The 21,084-nt window shown below is 48.7% G+C and carries 21 protein-coding genes and 2 tRNA genes; 17 read left to right on the top strand and 6 right to left on the bottom strand.

Going from position 1 to position 21,084, the window contains the following annotated elements:
* Window positions 1-66 precede the first annotated feature (66 nt).
* The 5 genes from B0181_RS06420 to B0181_RS06400 all read left to right on the top strand — a co-directional run bounded on the left by B0181_RS06420 (window position 67) and on the right by B0181_RS06400 (window position 3,900).
* Window positions 67-1,062, top strand: a complete 996-nt coding sequence (locus tag B0181_RS06420; RefSeq protein ID WP_078276686.1) for a homoserine kinase — start codon at window positions 67-69, stop codon at window positions 1,060-1,062.
* Between the two features lie 27 nt (window positions 1,063-1,089).
* Window positions 1,090-1,434, top strand: coding sequence for a DMT family protein (locus B0181_RS06415; RefSeq protein ID WP_078276685.1), 345 nt, complete (start codon window positions 1,090-1,092; stop codon window positions 1,432-1,434).
* A gap of 84 nt (window positions 1,435-1,518) precedes the next feature.
* Window positions 1,519-2,403 carry a class II glutamine amidotransferase gene (locus B0181_RS06410; protein ID WP_078276684.1) on the top strand — a complete coding sequence of 295 codons (885 nt, stop codon included), beginning with the start codon at window positions 1,519-1,521 and terminating at the stop codon, window positions 2,401-2,403.
* Window positions 2,404-3,345, top strand: coding sequence for a DUF3025 domain-containing protein (locus B0181_RS06405; RefSeq protein WP_078276683.1), 942 nt, complete (start codon window positions 2,404-2,406; stop codon window positions 3,343-3,345).
* Window positions 3,346-3,444: 99 nt separating this feature from the next.
* Window positions 3,445-3,900 (top strand): CopD family protein, encoded by a 456-nt coding sequence (locus B0181_RS06400; RefSeq protein ID WP_078276682.1) that lies wholly within the window; start codon window positions 3,445-3,447, stop codon window positions 3,898-3,900.
* A 75-nt stretch (window positions 3,901-3,975) separates the two neighbouring features.
* Here B0181_RS06400 and B0181_RS06395 read toward each other — a convergent pair whose 3' ends face one another.
* The 3 genes from B0181_RS06395 to B0181_RS06385 form a co-directional block, all read right to left on the bottom strand.
* A complete protein-coding gene (locus B0181_RS06395) occupies window positions 3,976-4,668 on the bottom strand; it encodes a metal-dependent hydrolase (RefSeq protein WP_078276681.1) in 693 nt (230 codons plus the stop codon).
* Window positions 4,669-4,827: 159 nt separating this feature from the next.
* A tRNA-Glu gene (locus tag B0181_RS06390) sits at window positions 4,828-4,903 on the bottom strand.
* A gap of 153 nt (window positions 4,904-5,056) precedes the next feature.
* Window positions 5,057-5,132: transfer RNA gene (locus B0181_RS06385), tRNA-Ala, on the bottom strand.
* A 330-nt stretch (window positions 5,133-5,462) separates the two neighbouring features.
* On the opposite strand from B0181_RS06385, the gene B0181_RS06380 reads away from it, so the two are divergent.
* A complete protein-coding gene (locus B0181_RS06380) occupies window positions 5,463-6,272 on the top strand; it encodes a DUF4198 domain-containing protein (RefSeq protein WP_078276680.1) in 810 nt (269 codons plus the stop codon).
* Window positions 6,273-6,291: 19 nt separating this feature from the next.
* Here the strand turns inward: B0181_RS06380 and B0181_RS06375 are convergent, their stop codons facing one another.
* Both B0181_RS06375 and gltX read right to left on the bottom strand, forming a co-directional pair.
* Window positions 6,292-6,654 carry a cupin domain-containing protein gene (locus B0181_RS06375; protein WP_078276679.1) on the bottom strand — a complete coding sequence of 121 codons (363 nt, stop codon included), beginning with the start codon at window positions 6,652-6,654 and terminating at the stop codon, window positions 6,292-6,294.
* Window positions 6,655-6,959: 305 nt separating this feature from the next.
* Entirely contained in the window at window positions 6,960-8,471 is a 1,512-nt protein-coding gene (gene gltX, locus B0181_RS06370) for a glutamate--tRNA ligase (RefSeq protein ID WP_078276678.1), read from the bottom strand.
* Window positions 8,472-8,915: 444 nt separating this feature from the next.
* On the opposite strand from gltX, the gene rsmH reads away from it, so the two are divergent.
* The 9 genes from rsmH to B0181_RS06330 all read left to right on the top strand — a co-directional run bounded on the left by rsmH (window position 8,916) and on the right by B0181_RS06330 (window position 19,057).
* On the top strand, window positions 8,916-9,890 hold the full coding sequence (gene rsmH, locus B0181_RS06365) for a 16S rRNA (cytosine(1402)-N(4))-methyltransferase RsmH (protein ID WP_078276677.1): 975 nt from the start codon (window positions 8,916-8,918) through the stop codon (window positions 9,888-9,890).
* A 227-nt stretch (window positions 9,891-10,117) separates the two neighbouring features.
* A complete protein-coding gene (locus B0181_RS06360; RefSeq protein ID WP_078276676.1) occupies window positions 10,118-10,477 on the top strand; it encodes a cell division protein FtsL in 360 nt (119 codons plus the stop codon).
* A 2-nt stretch (window positions 10,478-10,479) separates the two neighbouring features.
* Window positions 10,480-12,516, top strand: coding sequence for a peptidoglycan D,D-transpeptidase FtsI family protein (locus B0181_RS06355; protein ID WP_115338080.1), 2,037 nt, complete (start codon window positions 10,480-10,482; stop codon window positions 12,514-12,516).
* A gap of 60 nt (window positions 12,517-12,576) precedes the next feature.
* Window positions 12,577-14,124, top strand: coding sequence for a UDP-N-acetylmuramoyl-L-alanyl-D-glutamate--2,6-diaminopimelate ligase (locus B0181_RS06350; RefSeq protein WP_078276674.1), 1,548 nt, complete (start codon window positions 12,577-12,579; stop codon window positions 14,122-14,124).
* Window positions 14,125-14,308: 184 nt separating this feature from the next.
* Window positions 14,309-15,784 (top strand): UDP-N-acetylmuramoyl-tripeptide--D-alanyl-D-alanine ligase, encoded by a 1,476-nt coding sequence (locus tag B0181_RS06345; RefSeq protein WP_078276673.1) that lies wholly within the window; start codon window positions 14,309-14,311, stop codon window positions 15,782-15,784.
* A 217-nt stretch (window positions 15,785-16,001) separates the two neighbouring features.
* A complete protein-coding gene (mraY, locus tag B0181_RS06340; protein WP_078276672.1) occupies window positions 16,002-17,099 on the top strand; it encodes a phospho-N-acetylmuramoyl-pentapeptide-transferase in 1,098 nt (365 codons plus the stop codon).
* A gap of 244 nt (window positions 17,100-17,343) precedes the next feature.
* Window positions 17,344-17,556 carry a hypothetical protein gene (locus B0181_RS06335; RefSeq protein ID WP_078276671.1) on the top strand — a complete coding sequence of 71 codons (213 nt, stop codon included), beginning with the start codon at window positions 17,344-17,346 and terminating at the stop codon, window positions 17,554-17,556.
* Between the two features lie 75 nt (window positions 17,557-17,631).
* Window positions 17,632-17,763: a hypothetical protein gene (locus B0181_RS12455; RefSeq protein WP_278044941.1), complete on the top strand. Its 132-nt coding sequence runs from the start codon at window positions 17,632-17,634 to the stop codon at window positions 17,761-17,763.
* A gap of 64 nt (window positions 17,764-17,827) precedes the next feature.
* Window positions 17,828-19,057, top strand: a complete 1,230-nt coding sequence (locus B0181_RS06330) for a multidrug effflux MFS transporter (RefSeq protein WP_078276670.1) — start codon at window positions 17,828-17,830, stop codon at window positions 19,055-19,057.
* Between the two features lie 166 nt (window positions 19,058-19,223).
* On the opposite strand, the gene rlmH is transcribed toward B0181_RS06330, so the two are convergent.
* A complete protein-coding gene (gene rlmH, locus B0181_RS06325; RefSeq protein ID WP_078276669.1) occupies window positions 19,224-19,706 on the bottom strand; it encodes a 23S rRNA (pseudouridine(1915)-N(3))-methyltransferase RlmH in 483 nt (160 codons plus the stop codon).
* A 389-nt stretch (window positions 19,707-20,095) separates the two neighbouring features.
* On the opposite strand from rlmH, the gene B0181_RS06320 reads away from it, so the two are divergent.
* Window positions 20,096-20,578, top strand: coding sequence for an RDD family protein (locus B0181_RS06320; protein ID WP_078276668.1), 483 nt, complete (start codon window positions 20,096-20,098; stop codon window positions 20,576-20,578).
* Window positions 20,578-21,057, top strand: coding sequence for a YraN family protein (locus tag B0181_RS06315; RefSeq protein WP_078276667.1), 480 nt, complete (start codon window positions 20,578-20,580; stop codon window positions 21,055-21,057). Before B0181_RS06320 ends, B0181_RS06315 begins: the two co-directional genes overlap by 1 nt.
* Window positions 21,058-21,084 lie beyond the last annotated feature (27 nt).

Raw genomic sequence — 21,084 nt, 5'->3', positions numbered from 1 at the left:
AATGGTAAAATTCACAAAAACCCTTTACAATAGGGCTTTTGAGATTTGTTAATTTGGAAAAATCCTATGTCTGTTTATACCCATTTGTCTGATGATGAATTTTTTGCCTTTTGTGGGCTGTATGGCGTGAAATTCAAAAAAGCCATTCCCATCACCCAAGGCATCAAAAATTCCAACTGGTTTATCCAAACAGACACCGATGAAGGCGATGATTTTAGCTATGTGTTCACGCTGTTTGAAGAGCGTGTGCCTGCTGACATTATAAAAATGGCGACCGTCATGCACGCCTTGAAGGACAAATTGCCGATTGCTGCACCGCTCATCAAACTCACCGCCAAAGGCGAAAATATTGGCGAAGATTGCGTCATGCGCTATGAAAATAAGGCAATTTTGCTCGTGCCAAAGCTGGCAGGCAAGCATCCAGCTGCCACCACCGAAGCGATGTGCTACAGCATGGGCGAAGCGTTGGCGATTTTGCATAACACCTTGCAAACGCTGCAACCTGCCGAAGAATACGGCGTGCCTTTGTACGATTGGGCAAGGGTGAAAGCGCGTGAAACCGCCTTTATGCCAAGCGATGAAGCTGGGCTGATGAACGACATTTGGGCGGCGTATGAGCGTTTGCCGAGCGATTTGCCAAAGGGCTTATGCCATTTGGATATGTTTACCGATAACACGCTGTGGGATTTGTCTGTGCCACGCCTGACGGGGCTTTTGGACTTTACCGAAGTGAGCGTGGAGCATTATGTGATGGACATTGCCATCACGATTAACGATTTTTGTACCACTTGGGGTAATGCCACCGATGGCGAGCGTGTGGACTTTGATGAAAGCAAAATGCGCGCCTTTATGCAGGGCTATGAAAGCGTGCGTCCGCTGACAGGCGATGAAACGGCGGCTTTGCCTGTCATGCTTGCCTACAGCGCAACGATTTTTTGGCTGCTGCGCCTAAATGTGATTCATTATAACCGTGAACAAGGACGTACAGGCGATGACATCATGGTGAAAAACCCTGATTTGATGAAGCGATTGGCGAGTTTGCATTGGGCAAAAGTCGCCTAATGACTTAAATTAGCATGAGAGTATTTTATGTCTTGGCTGATTGTCGTTGCGCTTTTGTGTCTTTCTAACATCGTGATGAGCTTTGCGTGGTATTGGCACATCAAGCCTGATGCCACGTCTTTGCCGATTTGGCAAATTGTGCTAATTAGTTGGGCGATTGCGCTGGTGGAATATTGCTTTGCTGTGCCTGCCAATCACTTTGGCGCAAAGTGGGGAATCAATCCTTTTCAGCTGAAAATTTTACAAGAAGTCATCGCCTTGTCAGTCTTTGCCATTTTTGCGGTGGTGTATTTGAACGCAGGGTTTAAGTTGAATTATCTGTGGAGTTTTTTGTGCATTTTAGGGGCGGTGTATTTTGCTTTTCGTGGCTGATTGGCGAGCAGTTTACCGCTGATTGTTGCGCTGTTTAATAAGAAAATAAAAGAAAATTTTTAATTAAAAATAAAAAGAGAATCTATGTGCCAACTACTTGGAATGAATTGCAATACGCCGACCGACATCGGCTTTAGCTTTGCAGGCTTTCGTCAGCGTGGCGGTGCGACCGACCATCACGAAGACGGCTTTGGCATCGCATTTTTTGAGCGTAATCCCAATGGCAAAATTGGATTGCGCCAATTTCACGACGACAAGCCAAGCCATCTGTCGCCTGTGGCGGATTTGGTGAATCATTATCCCATCAAGGCGATGAACGTCATTGCCCACATTCGTAAAGCCACCACGGGCGAAAATTCGCTTGCCAATACGCACCCATTTGTGCGTGAAGTGTGGGGCGAGCAGTGGGCGTTTGCGCATAATGGACAGATGACCGACAGCTTTATTCGCCGCACCGAGCGCCTGATTGCCAATGGCAATGCCGAGCATTATGCACCTGTGGGCGACACCGACAGCGAGCTTGCGTTTTGCTATCTGCTAAACCGCCTAAAAGCCACGTTTAAAACACGCCCATCAGATGAAGCCTTGTTTGCGTTTTTGACGGCGCAGTGCCGTTATTTATCCGCCAATGGTTTATTTAACTGCTTGATTTCTAACGGAAATTGGCAGCTTGCCTATGCAGGAAGTCTGCTGTTTTATTTGACACGCCAAGCGCCGTTTGGCGAAGCGAAACTTTCTGATGGTGAGATGAGTGTCAATTTTAAAGACGTAACCACCGACAAAGACAAAGTAACCGTTTTGGTAACCATACCGCTGACCGACAACGAGACGTGGCAGCAGCTGGCGGTGGACGAGTGCGTGATTTTCCAAGATGGCGACGTGGTTTTTAAAGACACGCCAAGCAAAAAAACGTATCTGTCCATTGAAGAAGGCATTGCGCTGGCAAGAAGCGTGGGGGCGAGCGTATAAATGGCGGGCGATTGCGGCGATTTTATCAGTCAATTTGCCACCATCAATACCGATGCGCCGTGGCTTTTTCACCTTGCGGATTTGCACCGAAGTTTTGCCGATGCTGCAGCGCAGGCGAGCGATGATGAGCGTCTGACGCTTGCTGGTGCGCTGTATGAATGGCTAAACGCTTATTTTGCTAAAAATGCCATCACGCTGTATGGTCATGCAGTGAGTGGCTGCTCTGTAAATCATAACGCCAAGCAAAGACTGACTTTTACACACCAAAACGACTTGCCGCACGGTGTGGCGTACGAAAAATTCATCGGTGAGCACCAGCAAATTCCCACCAGAAATAATCTGCACGATTGGTTTGGTGCGTGCATTTGGGCGAAATTTCCCAAATCAAAAGCGGTGCTAAACGCCAAGCACATCACGCATTTGCATGACGATGACAGCGGCAATAAGCGCAATCGTGTGCGTGATACCATCACGGTATTTGATGAAAATGGTGCGGTGGTCGTGGTGGCAGATGACGATGTGGGCAAGGCGATTGCTGATGGCCTCAGGCGGTTTGATTGGCAGACGTGCTTGGTGCAGCACCGTGCGCAGTGGGCGGATTTTAGCACGCCAAATCCTAAGGCGCAGGCATTCATCTTTGGTCATGCGCTGCTTGAGCAGCTTGTACACCCCAGAAAATCACTGTGCAGCCACACGTTGATTATTTCTATGCCGCAAGAATTTTTTGCCGCGCCGCTGCCTGTTCAGCTTGCCATGCTAGACGATGCTCTGGCGGCGCAGTTGCAACAACTTTTGCAAGATGGCGTAACGCCAAGGGAGCTGCACCCGTTGCCGATTTTGGGTGTGCCGTATTTTTGGGATAATGCCGACCCACAATTTTATGCCGATACGTCCGTGTTTCGTGCAGGGCGCAGGCAGGATAAGCAAGATAAATCGGTGTAGTGATTTTGCCGCCCAAAAACATAAAAATTACATCGTTGCATAAATCGCCATCAAGCCATCGCCATCAAATCATCATAAATTAGAATTTGGAATATCGCCATGCAAAAAATCGCTCTGTTTTTTCATCTGCTGGGTGCGTGCATTTGGGTGGGCGGGCATTTGTATTTGCTGGTGCGCCTTATGCCAAATTTCATTAAAAATCAAGATGTTAAAGGATTTTTGGCATTTGAAAAAAGCTACGAACCGCTGGGCATGGCGGCGCTTTTGCTGCAGGTGATTACTGGAGCGTATCTGCTGAGCCGATTTGTGCCAGCGTCGTTGTGGTTTTCGCCTTTGGGGTCGTTAGGTGCGCTGATTCATGCAAAATTTTTATGGCTGATTTTGACGCTTTTGACTGCTTTGCACGCACGTTTTCGTGTGGTGGCGCGGCTTGAGCGTGGCACGCATGACGATAAGACGCTTAAGAATATGGGCGTACACGTTTTGCTGATTTGTGTGTGGAGCGTGGCATTTGTGGCGACAGGCATGATGTTTCGCTGGGGCGGGGCATGGTGATTTGCGTCATATAAATGCCAAAATCACGTTTAAAATCAGTGTGATGATTAAAAGCTGGCCGTGAAAAACCAGCCATTAAAACGCAGCCGTGAAAAATTGAGCGGTATTCACAAGTCTTTTTATCAATTCATCGGCAGGCGGAGCGACATAAAACAGCGCTGCCACCAGCCCATACAGCGCAAGGTATTGCAGCGCTTTATCCATCTCAAACCACTTAAAAGCCGTGCCAAATGAGCGCTTTAGGCGTACGCCCAGCACGTTTACGCTATAAACTTCGTCCAGCAGTAAATGTACCATGCTGCCAAAAAACACAAACAGCCCAAACGTCCAGCTCACAAACGCCGTCATGCGCATGCCATGAAACGCACCGCACACCACCGCCAGCGCAAACACCGCCATATAAGGCACCGAATGCACCATGCCGCGATGCACCGTTAGGTGGCTAAACAGTCCAAGCACGCCAAAGCGCAGCACGCCAAAACTTACCGCCCATAAAATTAACGAATCCAAAATCAGCCGATCTTGAGTGTAGCGATTGGCATAAACGATGGTCAAAAGTGCCGATACGACTAGGCTTGCGATGAAAAATCCACGTTTGGCAGGCGTGGAATTATCCAAATCAATATCAGGCAAAAGTCCGCCAAGCGTCCCTAAAATTGCGCACAGCACAGCGCTGGTTGCGCCCAGCTGCCCAGCGGCAAACATCACGCCAGCCAATGCCGTGCTGCCAACTGCTGCCACCGTCAAATGCGTGTGAAAATTTGCCATAAAACATCAGTCGCTGAATAAAGGGTGCTTGCCAAGTTTTGCCAAGTGATGAGAATTTACAATGAAAAATGAGCGATGAAATTTATCAAATGCTGATTTTACCAAAACCGCCATAAAAACAAATCCCCAAACCATTGGTCTGGGGATTGTTTGGAATATTGGCACTCCATAGGGGATTCGAACCCCTGTTACCGCCGTGAAAGGGCGGTGTCCTAGGCCTCTAGACGAATGGAGCGCATCGTATATGTGCTGATAAACTTCGCATTATTCGCTCGTTTTTCAACTCATATAAAGAGTTTTTACAACGTAAGTTTGCTTACAAAGCGTTGCCTAGGTGCTTACGTTGGTCTTAGCGGTTGAATTTGACAATGCGTCAAAATTCATAAATTGGTGGAGCTAAGCGGAGTCGAACCGCTGACCCCTTGCATGCCATGCAAGTGCTCTACCAACTGAGCTATAGCCCCTTGCTAAGATGGGGCGTATTATATAGGGCGAATTTTTATCCGTCAAGCATAAATTTTCAAAAATTTAAAAAAATAACACAACTTTATGATTTTAAAAGTTTTTTAATTTAAAATTTCTTGAGATGATGTTGCAAAACCGCCGCTGTGGTGAACTTTATTTTGATAAAAATGCTCTCAATTTGGACTGGCATGATTGAAAGTTGATAAAAATATTGGCATTTATGAAATGATATAAATTATCATAAATCGTTTGACAAGTAAAAAGAAATAACATAACATAATGATTTACCAACAATCAGATTTTTGTGCAAACCAACAAAAGGAGAGATGATGAAAAAATTTGCTTTATTGATGGCGTGTGCTGCGGCGAGTGTGCTGTGCGTGCCAGCCAAGGCGCACCGTGTGTGGGTGCAGGCTGACCATGTGCATGGCGGTGAAGTGCTGCGTGCCAATTTGGGTTATGGTGAGTTTCCCAAGTTTGAGCCGATTGCCAAGACACGCACGGATTTATTTGCGCCTTTGACTTTGGTTACGGATAAGGGCAAGCAAACGCTTGTTCAAAAAGACGCCAAAAATTACCGTTATCAGAGTAAATCACCTGTGCAAGAAGGCAGTTTTTTGCTGCTGGCAGAATATAAGCCGACCTTTTGGAGTAAAAATGGCGCAGGCTGGCAGCGACAAAACCTGATGCAAATGCCAGACGCCAGCTACTGCGAGCAGACCAGAATGTACGGCAAAGCGGTGGTGAACGTGGGGCATGACAGTGCGGATACGGCAGTGATTACAAGACCTGTGGGGCAGCTTTTGGAGATGGTGCCGCTGGATAATCCTGCCAATGTACACGTGGGCGAGCCTTTGGCGGTGCGTGTGCTGTATCGTGGCGAGCCGCTGGCAAATCACCCAGTGAGCGCCACTTTTGCAGGCTTTGATGTAAGCGACCGCAGCCACACGCACAAAGAATCAGCGCAGGCGTTTTTTGATACGACCAACGATGATGGCGTGGTGCATATCATTCCTTTGCGCCAAGGATTTTGGCAAGCGAGCGTGAAATATAAGATAGATTTTCACGACCCAAAACTGTGCCAACACGAAGCGACTTACAGCACGCTGACCTTTGATATTGGCGGACATCATCACTGACAGACATCGCCATAACAGGCTACACCGCCACAAATGCCGCATTGGGGTGAATGATGGACACCAGCACGCAGTCTTGTGCGCCATCGTTGTACACACCGTGGATTTGCTGCGTGTCTATCACAATCGCCTGCCCTGCATGAATGCGGCGGGCGTTGTTTTTTGTGCTTGCCAAATCCGCTTGTTCAAGCAGCAGTGCCGAGCCTTGCATAACCACCCAAATGTCTTGCCCTTGTGGGTGGCGGTGCGTGGGCAGCTTGGCGTTTGGCGGAATTTGCCACAGCACCAAATTATGCTCTGCGGATTGATGAATGACGGTGCGCACAGAATCTGTGGGCGAACTTTGCAAATAATCGGCAAAATTTAAAATGCTAGGCATGGACATGATGTATTGCCTGTAACTTGAAAGGTGGGTTTGATGATTTGGTGGTATCGCCAAGCCATCACTTTCATTATACCGCCAAACATCCAGCGTATCAATCACTGGTGTTTTTGGGGTTTTTCACTTTGTGGGCTTTTGCCTGCTCTTTTAGCTTTGGACGATGTGGTTTTTGCTGCTTTGTTGGTGCTTTTAAAGGTGGTGAATTGACAATAAAAAACGCCCGCAAAGGCAGGCGTTTTTGGTGTTGGTTTAACGATTAAACCTTGTGAAGACCGCTTGTTTAAGCCGTTTTATTTGGGCTGTTTTGCTTAAGCCGTTTCGCTTAGAAAGTTCGGCAAGCGTTTGTTGTCTTCTTCTAGTTTTTTAAGTTTTTTCTTGCCAAGTCCACCCAGCACATCGCAAGCGTGGCGCAGGCGTGCCAGCGTCATATCCGCACCAATCACCGCCATAGAATTCATCACAGGCGTGCTGGACGTGCTGCCCGCAATGGCAACGAAAAACGGCTGCATAAAGTCTTTAAGCTTAATCTCAAAATGCGCCGCCAAGCCTTTTAGCGTCTTATAAATGTTCTCTTCGCTCCATTCTGGCAGGGTTTCCAGTTGCCATGTGGCGATGTAGAGAATTTCTAGCAGTTTGTCGTTATCCAGCGATTTGTGCGCAAAACTTTCGGCAGTAACGTTCGGCAGATTTTGAAAATAAAAGCCTGCCCAATTCACCGCGTCCGACAGCACGTTAATGCGTGGGGCGATGGCTTTGGCGATGGCGGTGAGTTTGTCGTCATCGCTTGCCCACGCCAAAATCGCATTTTTCAGCGCGCTTGGCTCCATGGCACGCAGGTATTCGCCATTGAGCCAGTAGAGTTTTTCAATGTCAAACACAGGGCCGCCCAAAGACACACGATTGATGTCAAAACTTGCAATCATCTCATCTAGGGTGAATTTTTCCTGCTCGTTTGGCAGGCTGTAGCCCATGCGTCCAAGGTAATTAATCAAGGCTTCTGGCAGTACGCCTGCATCACGGTAATAAGTGATGGAAGTTGGGTTTTTGCGCTTGGAAAGTTTGGATTTGTCAGGGTTTCTAAGCAGTGGCATATGGCACAGCACCGGCATTTCCCAGCCGAAATATTCGTACAAAAGTTTGTGCTTGGGCGCAGATGGCAGCCACTCTTCACCACGCAAAACGTGGGTGATTTGCATCAGATGATCGTCCACGACGTTGGCGAGATGGTAAGTCGGCAAGCCGTCTGTTTTTAGCAGTACTTGCATGTCCACTTGCTCCCACGGAATTGTGATTTCACCGCGCAGCATATCGTGAAACGTACACACGCCTTCGCTTGGCACACGCATACGAATGACGTACGGCTTGCCTTGGGCAACCAAAGCATCACTTTCTTCGCGCGTCAAGTTGGCGTAGCGACCATCATAACGCACCGCTTCGCCTTTTGCCATCTGCTCAGCACGCATGGCGTCCAGCTCTTCTGGCGTACAAAAGCAGCGAAACGCATGGCCTTTATCCAAAAGTTCTTGGGCGTATTTTTTGTACAAGTCGCTGCGCTCTGACTGACGATATGGCGCAAATTGTCCGCCCACATCAGGGCCTTCGCTCCACGTCAAGCCTGCCCATTTTAGCGCATCCAAAATCATTTTTTCGGATTGGGCGGTGGAGCGTGCTTGGTCGGTGTCTTCAATGCGCAGGATAAATTCGCCGCCGTGCGCTTTGGCAAAGACCATGTTGAATAAGGCGATGTAAGCCGTACCAACGTGCGGAAAGCCTGTTGGTGATGGGGCAATGCGAGTGCGGACTTTTTTGGTTTGTGTCATGATGGCTCTCTAAATCAATGGTTTTGTGTCGTTTTAATGGCTGGTTTATTGACCGTTTTTAATGAATGATTTTTAAGATAAAATTATAAATCGGTGGATTGGTGCGCCAAATCAAGCGCAAATCCGTCCGATGATAAAATCTGGTGATAAATGCGTTATGATACCAAATTTTGACGAATGGTGGGTAGCTTTGTTTGTGGCAAATGCCAAAAAATCGTCTGCTGGGGCAGATTTTCATAAAAAAGTGCAAAAAACTGCGAGAAAATCACGGTTTTGGCTTGACTATCTGGCAGTTGTTGCGATAATACACCATGAAAAATTGTTGCTGCGATTTTGGCGATTTATTTAAGAAAATTATAATACTTTTATTATAATTTTTAAAAAATTTGATAAAAATACCAACAGCAGCGCACCGCCAATCCACTTGATTCACTGGACGTTTTTATGACCGAGACTACCGCCACTCAATTTACGCATTTGACCGTGCTTTTGCAAGAAACGGTGGCGTGCGTGCTTGGCGTGGCGAGCCTTGATTTGCTTGCCAAGCGCAGTGTGAGCGGTGTGTATGTGGACGCAACGTTTGGCAGGGGTGGGCATAGTCGGCTGTTGCTTGAGTATCTAAGTGATGACGCGCGGCTGATTGTCTTTGATAAAGACCCAGAAGCTATTATGTGCGCCAAGGCGTTAGCAGACACAGATGCGCGTGTGAGTGTGGTGCATGACAGCTTTGCAGCATTGCAAACGCAGCTTTTGGCGATGGGCATTGATAAAGTAGATGGCGTGCTGGCGGATTTGGGCGTGTCCAGTCCGCAGCTGGACGATGGCGCACGCGGTTTTAGCTTTATGCGTGATGGCGCGGTGGATATGCGCATGGATACCACGCGTGGTGAGCCTGTGAGTGCGTGGCTTGCCAAAGTGGACGTGGACACGCTGGCTGATGTGTTGTACGAATATGGTGAAGAGCGGCACAGCAGACGCATTGCCCGTGCGATTAAGGCGATGGAAAGTTATGATTCTACGCTTGCGCTGGCGGATGTGATTAAGGCGGCGCACCCTGCATGGCAAAAGGGCAAGCACCCCGCCACGCAAAGTTTTCAGGCACTGCGTATTTTTATTAACAATGAGCTTGGTGATGTGGACGAGTTTTTGCGCCAGAGCTTATCGGTGCTGGTGGCAGGCGGACATTTGGCGGTGATTAGCTTTCATTCGCTAGAAGACAGACGCATCAAGCGCTTTTTTAACGACCACAGCAAAGGGCGCTGGGAAGGCGATGAAGCGCTGATTATGCCGCCAAAGCGTGCCAAATATTTTGGCAAACCTGTGCGCATTGCGCCAAGTGCCGCTGAAGTCAGCGCAAATCCGCGCGCCAGAAGTGCGTGGCTGCGTGGCGCAAAACGCAGCGATGTACCGCTGGCTTAAAGATGTGTGATGGGCGCAAATTGGACGGCTTGATGGGTGAAATTTGCTGATCATTTATCGGCATAAATTGATTAAAAATAAAAACTTACCAACATCAAAACTTGCCAGTATAAGTCGCATTTAATTTAAAAACCAATAATTGACAAATTTAAAACCAAAAACTTTAAAACCTAAACGTTTAAAAACAGCAATCCAAAATAACAATCTAAAAACAGTACAAACCGACCATGAGCAAACACCGACACGCCACCTTGATTGATGATGACACGACCACCGCCAAGCCCAGCGGCATGATAGGCGTGCTGCGTTTGATTGTGCTGCTTTTGTTGGCGGCGATTTTGTGGACAGGTGTTTCTATCGCCAAGCAAGCCCAAGAACACCACGCGGCGTATCGTGAGCTGCAAAAACTTGGTCGTGAGCTGACCGCGCTGCAAGTAGAAGAGCAGCGTTTGCTCATTGAGCAGCAGACTTTTAGCTCCACGCCCCAAGTGGCAAGACGTGCGGTGAGTGAGCTGGGTATGTTTTTCCCTGTGGGCAGCCATCGGCAAGTCATCGCCCCAACCAGCAGCATGGATAAGGCGGAATGAGCATGAAAACGACCAAAAAAACAGGCGCAGCGTCTACAGTAACACCGCCTTTACGCAAAAAACACGCCACCAAAGCCAATCCAGCCAAGGGCTTAAAAGGCAAAAACCTAGGCGAGCCGTCTTGGTTTAGTAGATTATTGACCAAAATTTTTGGTGGTAAAAAACGCCGTGGTGCGTCCATGTTGGGCGGCAAGCAAGACTTGTGGCGTTATCGTGCCATTTGGGTGGTGATGGTGGCAGCTTTTGGCGTGCTGTTTGCCAGAGCGTTTTATTTGCAAGTCATCAATGCGTCATTTTATGTGGAAAAAGGCGATAAACTCATCACCTCAAAGCGCAGCCAGCCTGTGTATCGTGGCATGATTACCGACACGATGGGCGCACCCTTGGCGGCAAATGCGCCGCTGTCCACGGTGGTGTTTGACCCGCGTGAATATGCGTCCGAGTATTATCGGCTAAAAAAAATCGTTGCTAATAATTCTGCCAAAGACGGCTCAGAAAAAAACCTAACGCCAGCGCAGCTGTCCGCGCGCGCCAAGGCAAGTCAAGCATTGGCGGATATGAGTTTGGTGAAACTTGCCGCCACGACCAACGTACCGCTTGAGCGGCTGGAAAATGCGGTGAAACTGGACGATACGCTGGATTTGAGCGATCCAAAAGCGGTGGAAGCCGCCTTGCCAAAAGGCGCTGGCTCAAGACGCATGGTGCTGCTTAATCGTGTGTCTCCAGAGATTGCTGCACCCATCATGGCGCTGGATTTTGTGGCGGTGAACGAAGAGAAATTTTTCCAGCGTTATTATTTGCAGGCCGAGCCAAACGCACCGCTATTGGGCTATATGGCGCAATCAAACAGCGAAGAAAATGGCGGCTATGCTGGGCGTGCTGGCATTGAACAAAAGTACGAAAAAACGCTGGCAGGCGAGCGTGGGCAAGTGCTGGTGCTAAAAGATGCCAGAGCGTCCGCCATCAAAGAAATCAAAGAAATCAAGCCTGAAATCGCAGGGCAGGATTTGCATTTGACGATTGATTCGCGCTTGCAATATGTGCTGTACAAAGAGCTTGAGCAGGTGGGGCGTGAGCAGTCGGCACGCTCAAGCTCTGGCATGGTGGTGGACGTGCAGACAGGCGACGTGCTGGCGATGGGTTCTTGGCCGTCTTTTAATTCTAACAACTTATCTGAGCGCACAGGCGCAAACGAGCGCAACCGCCCAGTGCTTGACGTGTTTGAGCCGGGTTCGGTGATGAAGCCGTTCACCGTGGCGGCAGCGCTGGATTCTGGCAAATACAGCACCAGCACGCTGATTGACACATCGCCGGGCGTGCTGCACGTTGGCGGCTTTAACATTCGTGATGGCAGTAATTATGGCGCAATCACCCTTGCCAAGCTGATTCAAAAATCCAGTAACGTAGGTTCGGCAAAAATCGCCTTGAACTTGCCAGCTGAAGCCATCGTGGATATGCAGCGTAAGTTTGGCTTTGGGCAAAAAACCGCCCTAGAATTTCCTGCTGAAGCTGCAGGACGTGTTACCACACCAAAAGCGCGCGAGTACTCACGCCGTGCCACGCTCAGTTATGGCTATGGCTTGCAAGTAACGCTGGCGCAGCTGGCGCAGGCGTATTCGGTGCTTGCCAATAACGGCAATTTGCAGCCTTTGCGTCTCATCAAAGACGACAAACTTGCCGAGCCGACCCAAGTCATCAGCGCAGGCAATGCCCAAAGCATTGTAAAAATGATGGAGCTGGTTACTCAAGCGGGCGGTACGGCACGAGCCGCAGCAATCAACGGCTACCGTGTGGCAGGCAAGACAGGGACATCACGCCGTGTCAATCCGCAAGGCGGCTACTACACAGACCAGCACCGCACGATTTTTGCAGGGCTTGCGCCAGCGTCCAATCCACGCTTTGTGGTGGTGATTTTGGTGGAAGACCCACGCCGCCAGTCTTATGCAGGGCAAGTGTCTGCGCCAGTATTTCATAATGTAATGAAAGAAGCGCTGCGCCTTTATAACGTGCCGTTTGATAAGCCTTTGCAGGTAGAATAACGCCAAATCAACAACACCAAAGCTGTAAAGTTAATAGAAAAACAGTAACAGGAAAAAACTATGAAAGTCGTATTTGCCGATGTGCTTGCCAAAGCGAATTTATCTGGCGTTTGCCAAACGCAGTTGGCGGATTGGCAGGCGGTTTTTGCGCCCATTTTGGCGTGTGAATTTGGCAAGTTTTGCTTAGACAGCCGTAAGATTGGCGCAGAAGATGGCTTTGTGCTGCTAAAAAGCGTGAGCGGCGATGAAAATGCGGCGATTGCGCGTGCGCAAAACTTTGCCAAATCGGTGAACGATAAGGCGGCTTTTATTATCACGGACGTGCCAGCTGATGAGCTGGACGTGGCTATTCCTGTGGTGTCGCACCCGCAGATTCGTAAGGTTCTGGGCAGTTTGATTGCTGCGCAGTTGCAGCTTGTCAAACCAGCGCCTTTGCCAAAAGTGGTGGCGGTAACAGGCACGAACGGCAAGACCACCGTCAGTCAGCTGGTGGCGCAGCTTGCCGAGCGCTCTGGCGTGTCTGCGGCAATCATGGGTACGGCTGGTAATGGCAAGCTGGGCGCGCTTGAGCAATCGGCAAACACCACAGGCGATGTGCTGATGGTGCATGAATTTTTGCACCGCATGGCGTGCGAAGGTGTGGAGCTTGTGGCGCTAGAAGCCAGCTCGCACGGCTTGCACCAAGACCGCTTGCAGGGCGTGCCTGTGGAAGTGGCGATTTATACCAATTTATCGCACGATCATTTGGATTATCATGCTGATATGGACGATTACCGCTTGGCGAAGGCGCGCCTGTTTGACAAGGCATATTTCCCAACACTTGCGCATGGCGTGCTGAATGCGGACGCCAAATATCCGCTACTCACCAATGACGCTTTGCCAAGTGATTATAAGATTGTGCATTACAGCCAGCAAAAGCCAGCAGAATATCACGCCACCGCCATCACGCCAAGCCTTGATGGTGTACAGATTGCGCTGGATACGCCTTTTGGGGCGATGACGCTTGGCAGTCCGCTTTTGGGGCTGTTTAATGTGGATAATCTTTTGGCGGCGGTGGCGGCATTTTTGGTGCTGTATCCACAAAAAGCGAGCGAATTGCCAGATTTGGTGGCGCAATTACAAGGCGCGCGTGGGCGTATGCAGCGTGTGCCGTCTAGCGAAGGCTTATTTTTGGTGGATTATGCGCACACGCCAGATGCGCTGGAGCAAGTGCTGACAAGTTTACAAAGACATTGTACGGGCAAGCTGATTGCTGTCTTTGGCTGTGGCGGCGACAGAGACAAAACCAAACGCCCAATCATGACCAGAGCGGGTCTTGACCATGCCGACCATGTGATTTTGACGGCGGATAATCCACGTTCTGAAGAGCCAGCCGCCATTTTAAGCGATATGCAGCAAGGCTTGACGTGCGAAGATCATTATCGCATCAGCATTGAGCCTGACCGTAAAACCGCCATCGCCGAAGCGGTGCGCATGGCAGGCAAAGACGACATCGTGGTGATTGCAGGCAAGGGGCATGAAACTTACCAAGAAATCAAAGGCGTGCGCCATGATTTTGATGACGTGGCGGTGCTTGGCGATGTGCTGGCAGTGGCAAAAAAGGCGTAAGATGTACTAAATTTGCAACAAAAGCTCAACATACAAAAGACGGCAAACGGATTACAATAGTCAGTTTGGCTTAGGGGATTGAGTTTTGTGCAAATTTAGCTCAAGCCAGCTTTTAGCCCAAAGCAAGTTTTATCATAAATCGCCCAAAAACTGCTCATAAAAATATCAACAAAAAGAGAACATCATGACCCCATATCTTTGGACAGCAAAGGCATTATCAGACGCCACAGGTGGCACTTGGCAAGGCGACGTCAGCACGCTTAGCACCACCAAAATCACCACCGACACCCGAAAAATTGAGCAAGGCGACGTTTTTCTTGCCATCAAAGGCGATAATTTTGATGCGCATGATTTTGTGGAAAACGCCAAACAAAGCGGTGCGGCGGCGATCATTGTGGAGCGTGCCGTGGCGGTGGATTTGCCGCAGCTGATTGTGGCGGATACCAAACTTGCCTTGGGCGCACTGGGCAAATATCGCCGTGATGCGCACCCTGATTTGACGGTGGTGGCGCTCACAGGTTCGTCTGGCAAGACTACAACCAAAGAGATGATGGGCGCAATTTTAAGTCAAATCGCACCGACACTCATCACGCGCGGCAATCTGAATAACGACCTTGGCGTGCCGATGATGCTGCTTGAGCTGACGGATGCGCATAAATTTGCCGTGATGGAACTTGGCGCAAATCATCTGGGCGAGATTGCTTATACTGCCAATTTGGTGCGTCCTGACGTGGCGTGCGTGCTGAACATTGGCACGGCGCATTTGGGCGAATTTGGCGGACGAGCAAACATTGCCCGCGCCAAGGCGGAGATTTACAGCGCGCTTAGTGCCGATGGCGTGGCGGTGCTGCCTTTTGGTGATGAATTTTTTGGCGTTTTGCAAGAAGAAGCTGCCAAGTTCACCGAGCGTTTTATCACCTTTGGCGAGCAAAATGTACCGCTTGCGGCAGCCGAGCTTGCCGATGAAGACGTGGCAATGCTTGCCGAGCAAGGCGTAACAAGCGTTTTGATGATGGGCGATGTGTTTGCCGATGATGTGGACGTGCAGCCTGCGCACAGCGAATTTAGCCTGAATGTGAATTTGAGCGTAGACGACATTGACAGCGTGCCTGTGGCGCTGCCGTTTGTGGGCGAGCATAACATTGCCAATGCGCTGGCGGCAACGGCGGCGATGATTGCGCTGGGCGTGCCTGTGGAGCAAATCGCCGCTGGATTGCAGGCCGCCAAGCCGCCACAAGGTCGCTTGACACGCTTGGCGTTTGGCGAGCATTTGCTGATTGACGACACTTATAACGCCAACCCAACGTCCATGCTGGCAGCGGCAGGCGTGCTGGAGCAGGCTGAGCATACCAAGATTTTGGTGGTGGGTGATATTTTTGAGTTGGGCGCAGCGGCTGATGATGAACACCGCACGCTTGGCGAGAAGCTGGCTGGTTTTGGGCTGGATTATGTGCTGACGGTGGGCGAGCATATGGCGCACACCGCCACCGCCATCAATGCCGCAGACAGCCAAACCAAGCCAAAAGCCACGCACTTTGCCGATAAAACTGCACTGCTGGCTGCACTAAAAGAGCTGTTAAATCAAGGCGCAAGCACGGTATTATTTAAAGGCTCACGCGGCATGAAAATGGAAAGTTTGATTGCTGATTTGCAAAAATAACTGAAAATTTGCAAGTCAAATAAAGGTCAAAACAGGGCTAAATAAGAGCTGAAATTTTAGGTTTGAAACTGAGTATTTAAAACTTGGCATTTAAGACTTAGCCCTTTGATTTGTTTGCCATTTTGTTTTATTATTGTTGTATTTAGATTTTGTTATCAATTATTGATTTACCTTGCCAAACAGCAGGCAAGATCAGTCTCCCATAAGTGGACAAATTATGCTTTATTGGTTATTTCAACACAGCGACATCGCCATTTCATCGCTGACTTTGCGAGCGCTTTTGGCGGTGATTACTGCGCTTCTCATTGTGATTTTTGCTGGCAAGCCTGTCATCAATTATCTGCGCACGCTCAAATACGGGCAAGCGGTGCGTGATGACGGCCCGAAAACTCACCTTGCCAAACAAGGCACGCCAACGATGGGCGGTGTGCTGATTTTGGTGGCAATCGGCATTTCTACGCTGGCTTGGGCGGATTTGTCCAACCCTTATGTGTGGATTTTGCTTGTGGTGATGGTGATTTTTGGGGCGGTCGGCTGGGCGGACGATTGGCTAAAAATCAAGCATAAAAACCCACAAGGCTTGATTGCCCGTAAAAAGTATTTTTGGCTGTCGGTCGGTTCGCTGTTTGCAGGTGGTTCTTTGTATTACATCGCCATGCAGCAAGACGCAGCGACCGCCATCGCCATGCAAGATATGCTGATTCCTTTGTTTAAGGATATGACGATTCCGTTTTCGGCAATTCCTTGGGGCATTGGTTTTATCGCTGCGACTTATTTTGTGCTGGCAGGTTCGTCCAATGCGGTGAACTTGACGGACGGCTTGGACGGCTTGGTGATTTTGCCGGTGGTGCTTGTGGCGGCAGGGCTTGGCGTGTTTGCGTACATTTCAGGCTCGATGAATTATGCGGCGTATATGCACGTTCCGCACATCGCTTATAATGCCGAAGTAACCATCGTGTGTGCGGCAATCATCGGTGCTGGACTGGGCTTTTTGTGGTACAACGCTGCGCCTGCCGAAGTGTTTATGGGCGATGTGGGCGCGCTGTCTTTGGGTGGTATGCTGGGTACGATGGCGGTGATGACACGCCAAGAGCTTGCCTTTGCCATCATGGGCGGTATTTTTGTGGCGGAAGCGTTGTCGGTGATGTTGCAAGTCGGCTCGTACAAACTGCGCAAAAAACGCATTTTTCTGATGGCGCCATTGCATCATCATTTTGAAGAAATGGGGCTTAAAGAAACCAAAGTGGTGGCACGTTTTTATATCGTGTGTATCATTTTGGTGGTGCTGGGACTGATGACCTTAAAACTGCGCTGATCAAAAAAGCCCGACAGATGTTGGGCTTTTTTGTAAATTGGGTTTTGTTGGGTTGTTGCTTCTAAACTTAAAGGTTGTAAGTTGGGTTAGCGTTAGCACAACCCAACATTTTAGAACGGATTTTAAAACCATGTTGGGTTTTCGTTCCACTCAACCACCTACATATCGTTTTTAATCCAAATCCACCATTTGAATTAGTGCAGCCTAGGATTTTTGAAGATAATTAAAAAACAAGGAAATCGCCATGAACAAAGAATTTGCCATTGAAACACAGCAACACGCCTTAAAATCGGTAGAACATTTAACCATGATTTTGCGCTCGCCGCATTTTCAGTCATGCTCGCCAGAGTTGCAAGAAAAGCTCAAGCGCAATATTGGTGAGCTCATTGGCGAAACGCAGATGGGCGTTTTAGAAGAAATTTATTCGTTTTTCCCTGAATTGGACGATTTAAAGTAAGTACTTTGCATTGAATTGGCATAAACACAGCCAAACATTTTATGCGTAAAGTCGGTGTCGCAAAACGCAAATTTTATGCAAGTGTTAGAGTTTGTCGTATTTGCTTGGTTTATAAATCTGTCAAACACCAATTTCATCAAGCGCAATCCGCACATTATTGGCGTATTGTGGTATGATAGCCGTTTTATGCGTGGCAAATTGCGCTAAAATTGCCAAGTTTGCCGTGCTTTGATGTCCATCAAATTCAAATCAAAAACACAAAACAATTCACATGAACACAAGAAACCTTGAAGCCGCCCAAAAGCCTTTTCCTGTGGCGTGGGTGATGATGCTTGGTATGATGGTCGCCATTGGGCCGCTCGCCATTGATATGTATCTGCCTGCGCTGCCGTCTATGGCGGACGATTTTGGCGTGCCTGTGTCAAATGTCGCCATGTCGGTGCCTGCTTATTTTATTGGGCTGGTGGTGGGGCAGCTGTTTTACGGCCCGTTTTCTGACCGTGTGGGGCGTGTGTTGCCGATGTACATTGGCATGACGGTCTTTGTGGTGGCGTCCATCATTTGTGCGCTGACGAATAACGAAATCGTGCTGTTTGCCGCGCGTACCATGCAGGCGCTGGGTGCGTGTGTAACGGCGGTGGTAACGCGTGCGGCGATTCGTGATACCATGAATCCGATTCAAGGCGCGCGTGCGTTCAGTCTTATGGTGCTGGTGATGGGGGTTGCGCCCATTCTTGCGCCAACGCTGGGTGCGCTGATTTTAAAATTGGCAAGTTGGCATGCGCTGTTTTGGTTTTTGGCGGGTTATGGTGCGCTGAATTTGATTTTGACGAAGCTGTTTTTAAAAGAAACGCTGGCACCTGAAAACCGCAACACCAAGCCTGTCAGCGAAACGTTCAAAGGCTACGCCAGCCTTGTCAAGGATAAAACTTTCATCGTGCCAGCGGTGGCGGGCGGTTTGCTACAAGGGGCGTTTTTTATTTATTTATCCATCTCAAGCGAGCTGTTCATGGTGCATTATCATCTAAGCGAGCAGCAATTTGCCATCGCTTTTGGGGCGAATGCTTTTGGATTTATTGCGCTGACGCAGGTCAATCAGTTTTTGACGAAGCGTTTTCGTTTGGTGCAGCTTTTGCGTTTTGGCACGCTTATGCAGCTGGTGTCGGCGCTGTGCTTGCTGTTTTTGGGCGTGTTTTTCTCAGCGCAAGCCTATATGCCTGCGGTGATTTTGGCGATTTTTTGTTGTATTGCTGGGCTGGGTTTTACGCAGCCAAACGCCACCGCCATCGCTTTGGCGCACCAAAAAAAGCGTGCTGGCATGGCTTCAGCCTTACAAGGTGCGCTGCAATTTAGCGTGGGGATTTTTGGTGGCGTGTTGCTCAGTTTGTTTGATGTCAGCCCTGTGATTAAACTTGGCATTGTTACATCTACGCTGGTGGCGATTGGCACGCTGTTGGTGTATCGTCTTGATGCGAAAATGGATTTGTCTGGCGTGGATTGATGAGTTCCTACTAAAATACAAGAACCAAAAAACGACCGCCAAACTTTTGCTTGGCGGTTTTTTGTTTGAGAAAAAACTGTTAGGCTTAATAGGTTCACCACGAATGATTTTTTAAGAGTGGCAAACTAATTTTTTAAGACGAATAAGCCACAAATAACAGAAAAAATCAGCCACCACGATGATAAGGGTGATTATTGATAATACTCATGGCGCGGTAGAGTTGCTCGGCAAGCACCACACGCACCAAAGGGTGTGGCAGCGTCAGCATAGATAATGACCACTTAAAATCTGCCGCCGCCAGCACTTCAGACGACACGCCATCAGCACCACCAATCACCAAAGCGATGTCCACGCCTTCTGGCATCAGATTTTCTAGGCGTTCGGCAAGCTGTTCTGTGCTGATGATTTTGCCCGTTACTTCCAGCACCCATAGCTTTTCTTTGGGCTGTTTGGCGGCAAGAATCGCCTTGCCTTCGCTGTGTTTGTATTTGTCAATTTCGGCAGGCGATGGGTTTTTGCTGCGTTTGGCAGGCGCAATTTCCACGATTTCGGTGGACATCATCGGCTGCAGGCGTTTTAGATAATCGTCAATGCCTGATTGCACCCACGCAGGCATTTTATGCCCGACACTTAAAATTCTTAATTTCATAACCCTGATTTGGTTTATTGAGTTTGATGGTTAAAATCGCTGGCTGATTTGCCGATGAAGCGACTTGGCAAGGTTTGCTGGCAAATCACAAAACCTTATTTTAATCAATTTTTAAGAAAAAATCTTAAAAACTGCCCAAAATTCACGCCATAAATTGACGAAATAAGAAAAATTTTGCTATGCTAGGCGGTATATCGGTGAAATTTGCCGTGAATGTGAGCGCAAGTTTAAGGGAAGGTTTTTCAAAAAACGGTTTTAAAGTTAATTTTAAAAACAGCTTTTAAGACGACTTTGAAACAACTCTTTAAGCACATACTTGAGCCATTTGCCCACGCCAAATTTCACCAAAACCAACTTTATCAAATTAAAAACTAAAAACAGGACGTAACATGAATAATTTACCCCAGCCGCCAAATCAGCCCTTGCAATCTCACCCAGCGCATAATGACGTGCAGTACGTTTATGCAGGGTTTTGGGCGCGGTTTTTTGCGCAGATTATTGATGGGATTTTGATTGCACTTATCACCGTTCCTGCGCTGTATTTGTGGTATGGCGATGAGTTTTTGTACGGCGAGTCATCAGTGTTTTTGGGCGCATTTGATGTGCTGGTGCAAGTGGTGCTGCCTTTTGTGGCGGTGATGTTTTTCTGGACACGCTTTGCTGCCACGCCCGGTAAAATGCTGTTTGGGCTGCAAGTGCGAGACGCCAAGACGGGCAATTTACCCACGCTCAAGCAAGCCGTGCTGCGTTATTTTGGCTATATCGTGTCAGGACTTGTGCTGTTTTTGGGCTATATTTGGGCGGCGTTTGATAAGCAAAAACAAACGTGGCACGATAAAATCGCCAAAACTGTGGTCGTGCGTGAACGCTGATGACTGCGCTGCCATTATCGCCAAAGCCACTACCAAAACCGCCATCAAAACCATCACCTGCCAAGCGCAAAAATACCAAAGCCATCGGTGATTATTTTGAACAGCAGGCGGTAGAATTTTTGCAAGCGCAGGGCTTGACCATCATCGCGCGCAATTACCATGCGATTGACGCAAAAAAGATTGGCGAGATTGACATCATTGCCACCAGCAGCCAGACGGTGCGTGGCAGAGCGCAAAACACGCTGATTTTTGTGGAAGTGCGTGCCAGAAAACAGATGACTCACGCCCAATTTGCCACAAGTCTTGAGACCATCACGCCCACAAAACGCCGCCGTATCATTGCTGCTGCCGAGCATTTTTTGCAGCAGTCGCCCAAATTTGCTGAGTATGATTGCCGATTTGACGTGGTGGCGTTTGATGTTGATGAGAAAGGCGTAAGCGTGCCACAGTGGATTGTCGCTGCATTTTTAGCGTACTAGTTGGCGTAAAATCAGTAAAACCAGCTT

Origin of the sequence: Moraxella caviae (assembly GCF_002014985.1) — a bacterium.
Taxonomy (GTDB): Bacteria; Pseudomonadota; Gammaproteobacteria; order Pseudomonadales; family Moraxellaceae; genus Moraxella; species Moraxella caviae.
The sequence above is the reverse complement of the archived record's forward strand: the minus strand, read 5'-3'. Positions and strand labels throughout refer to the sequence as shown.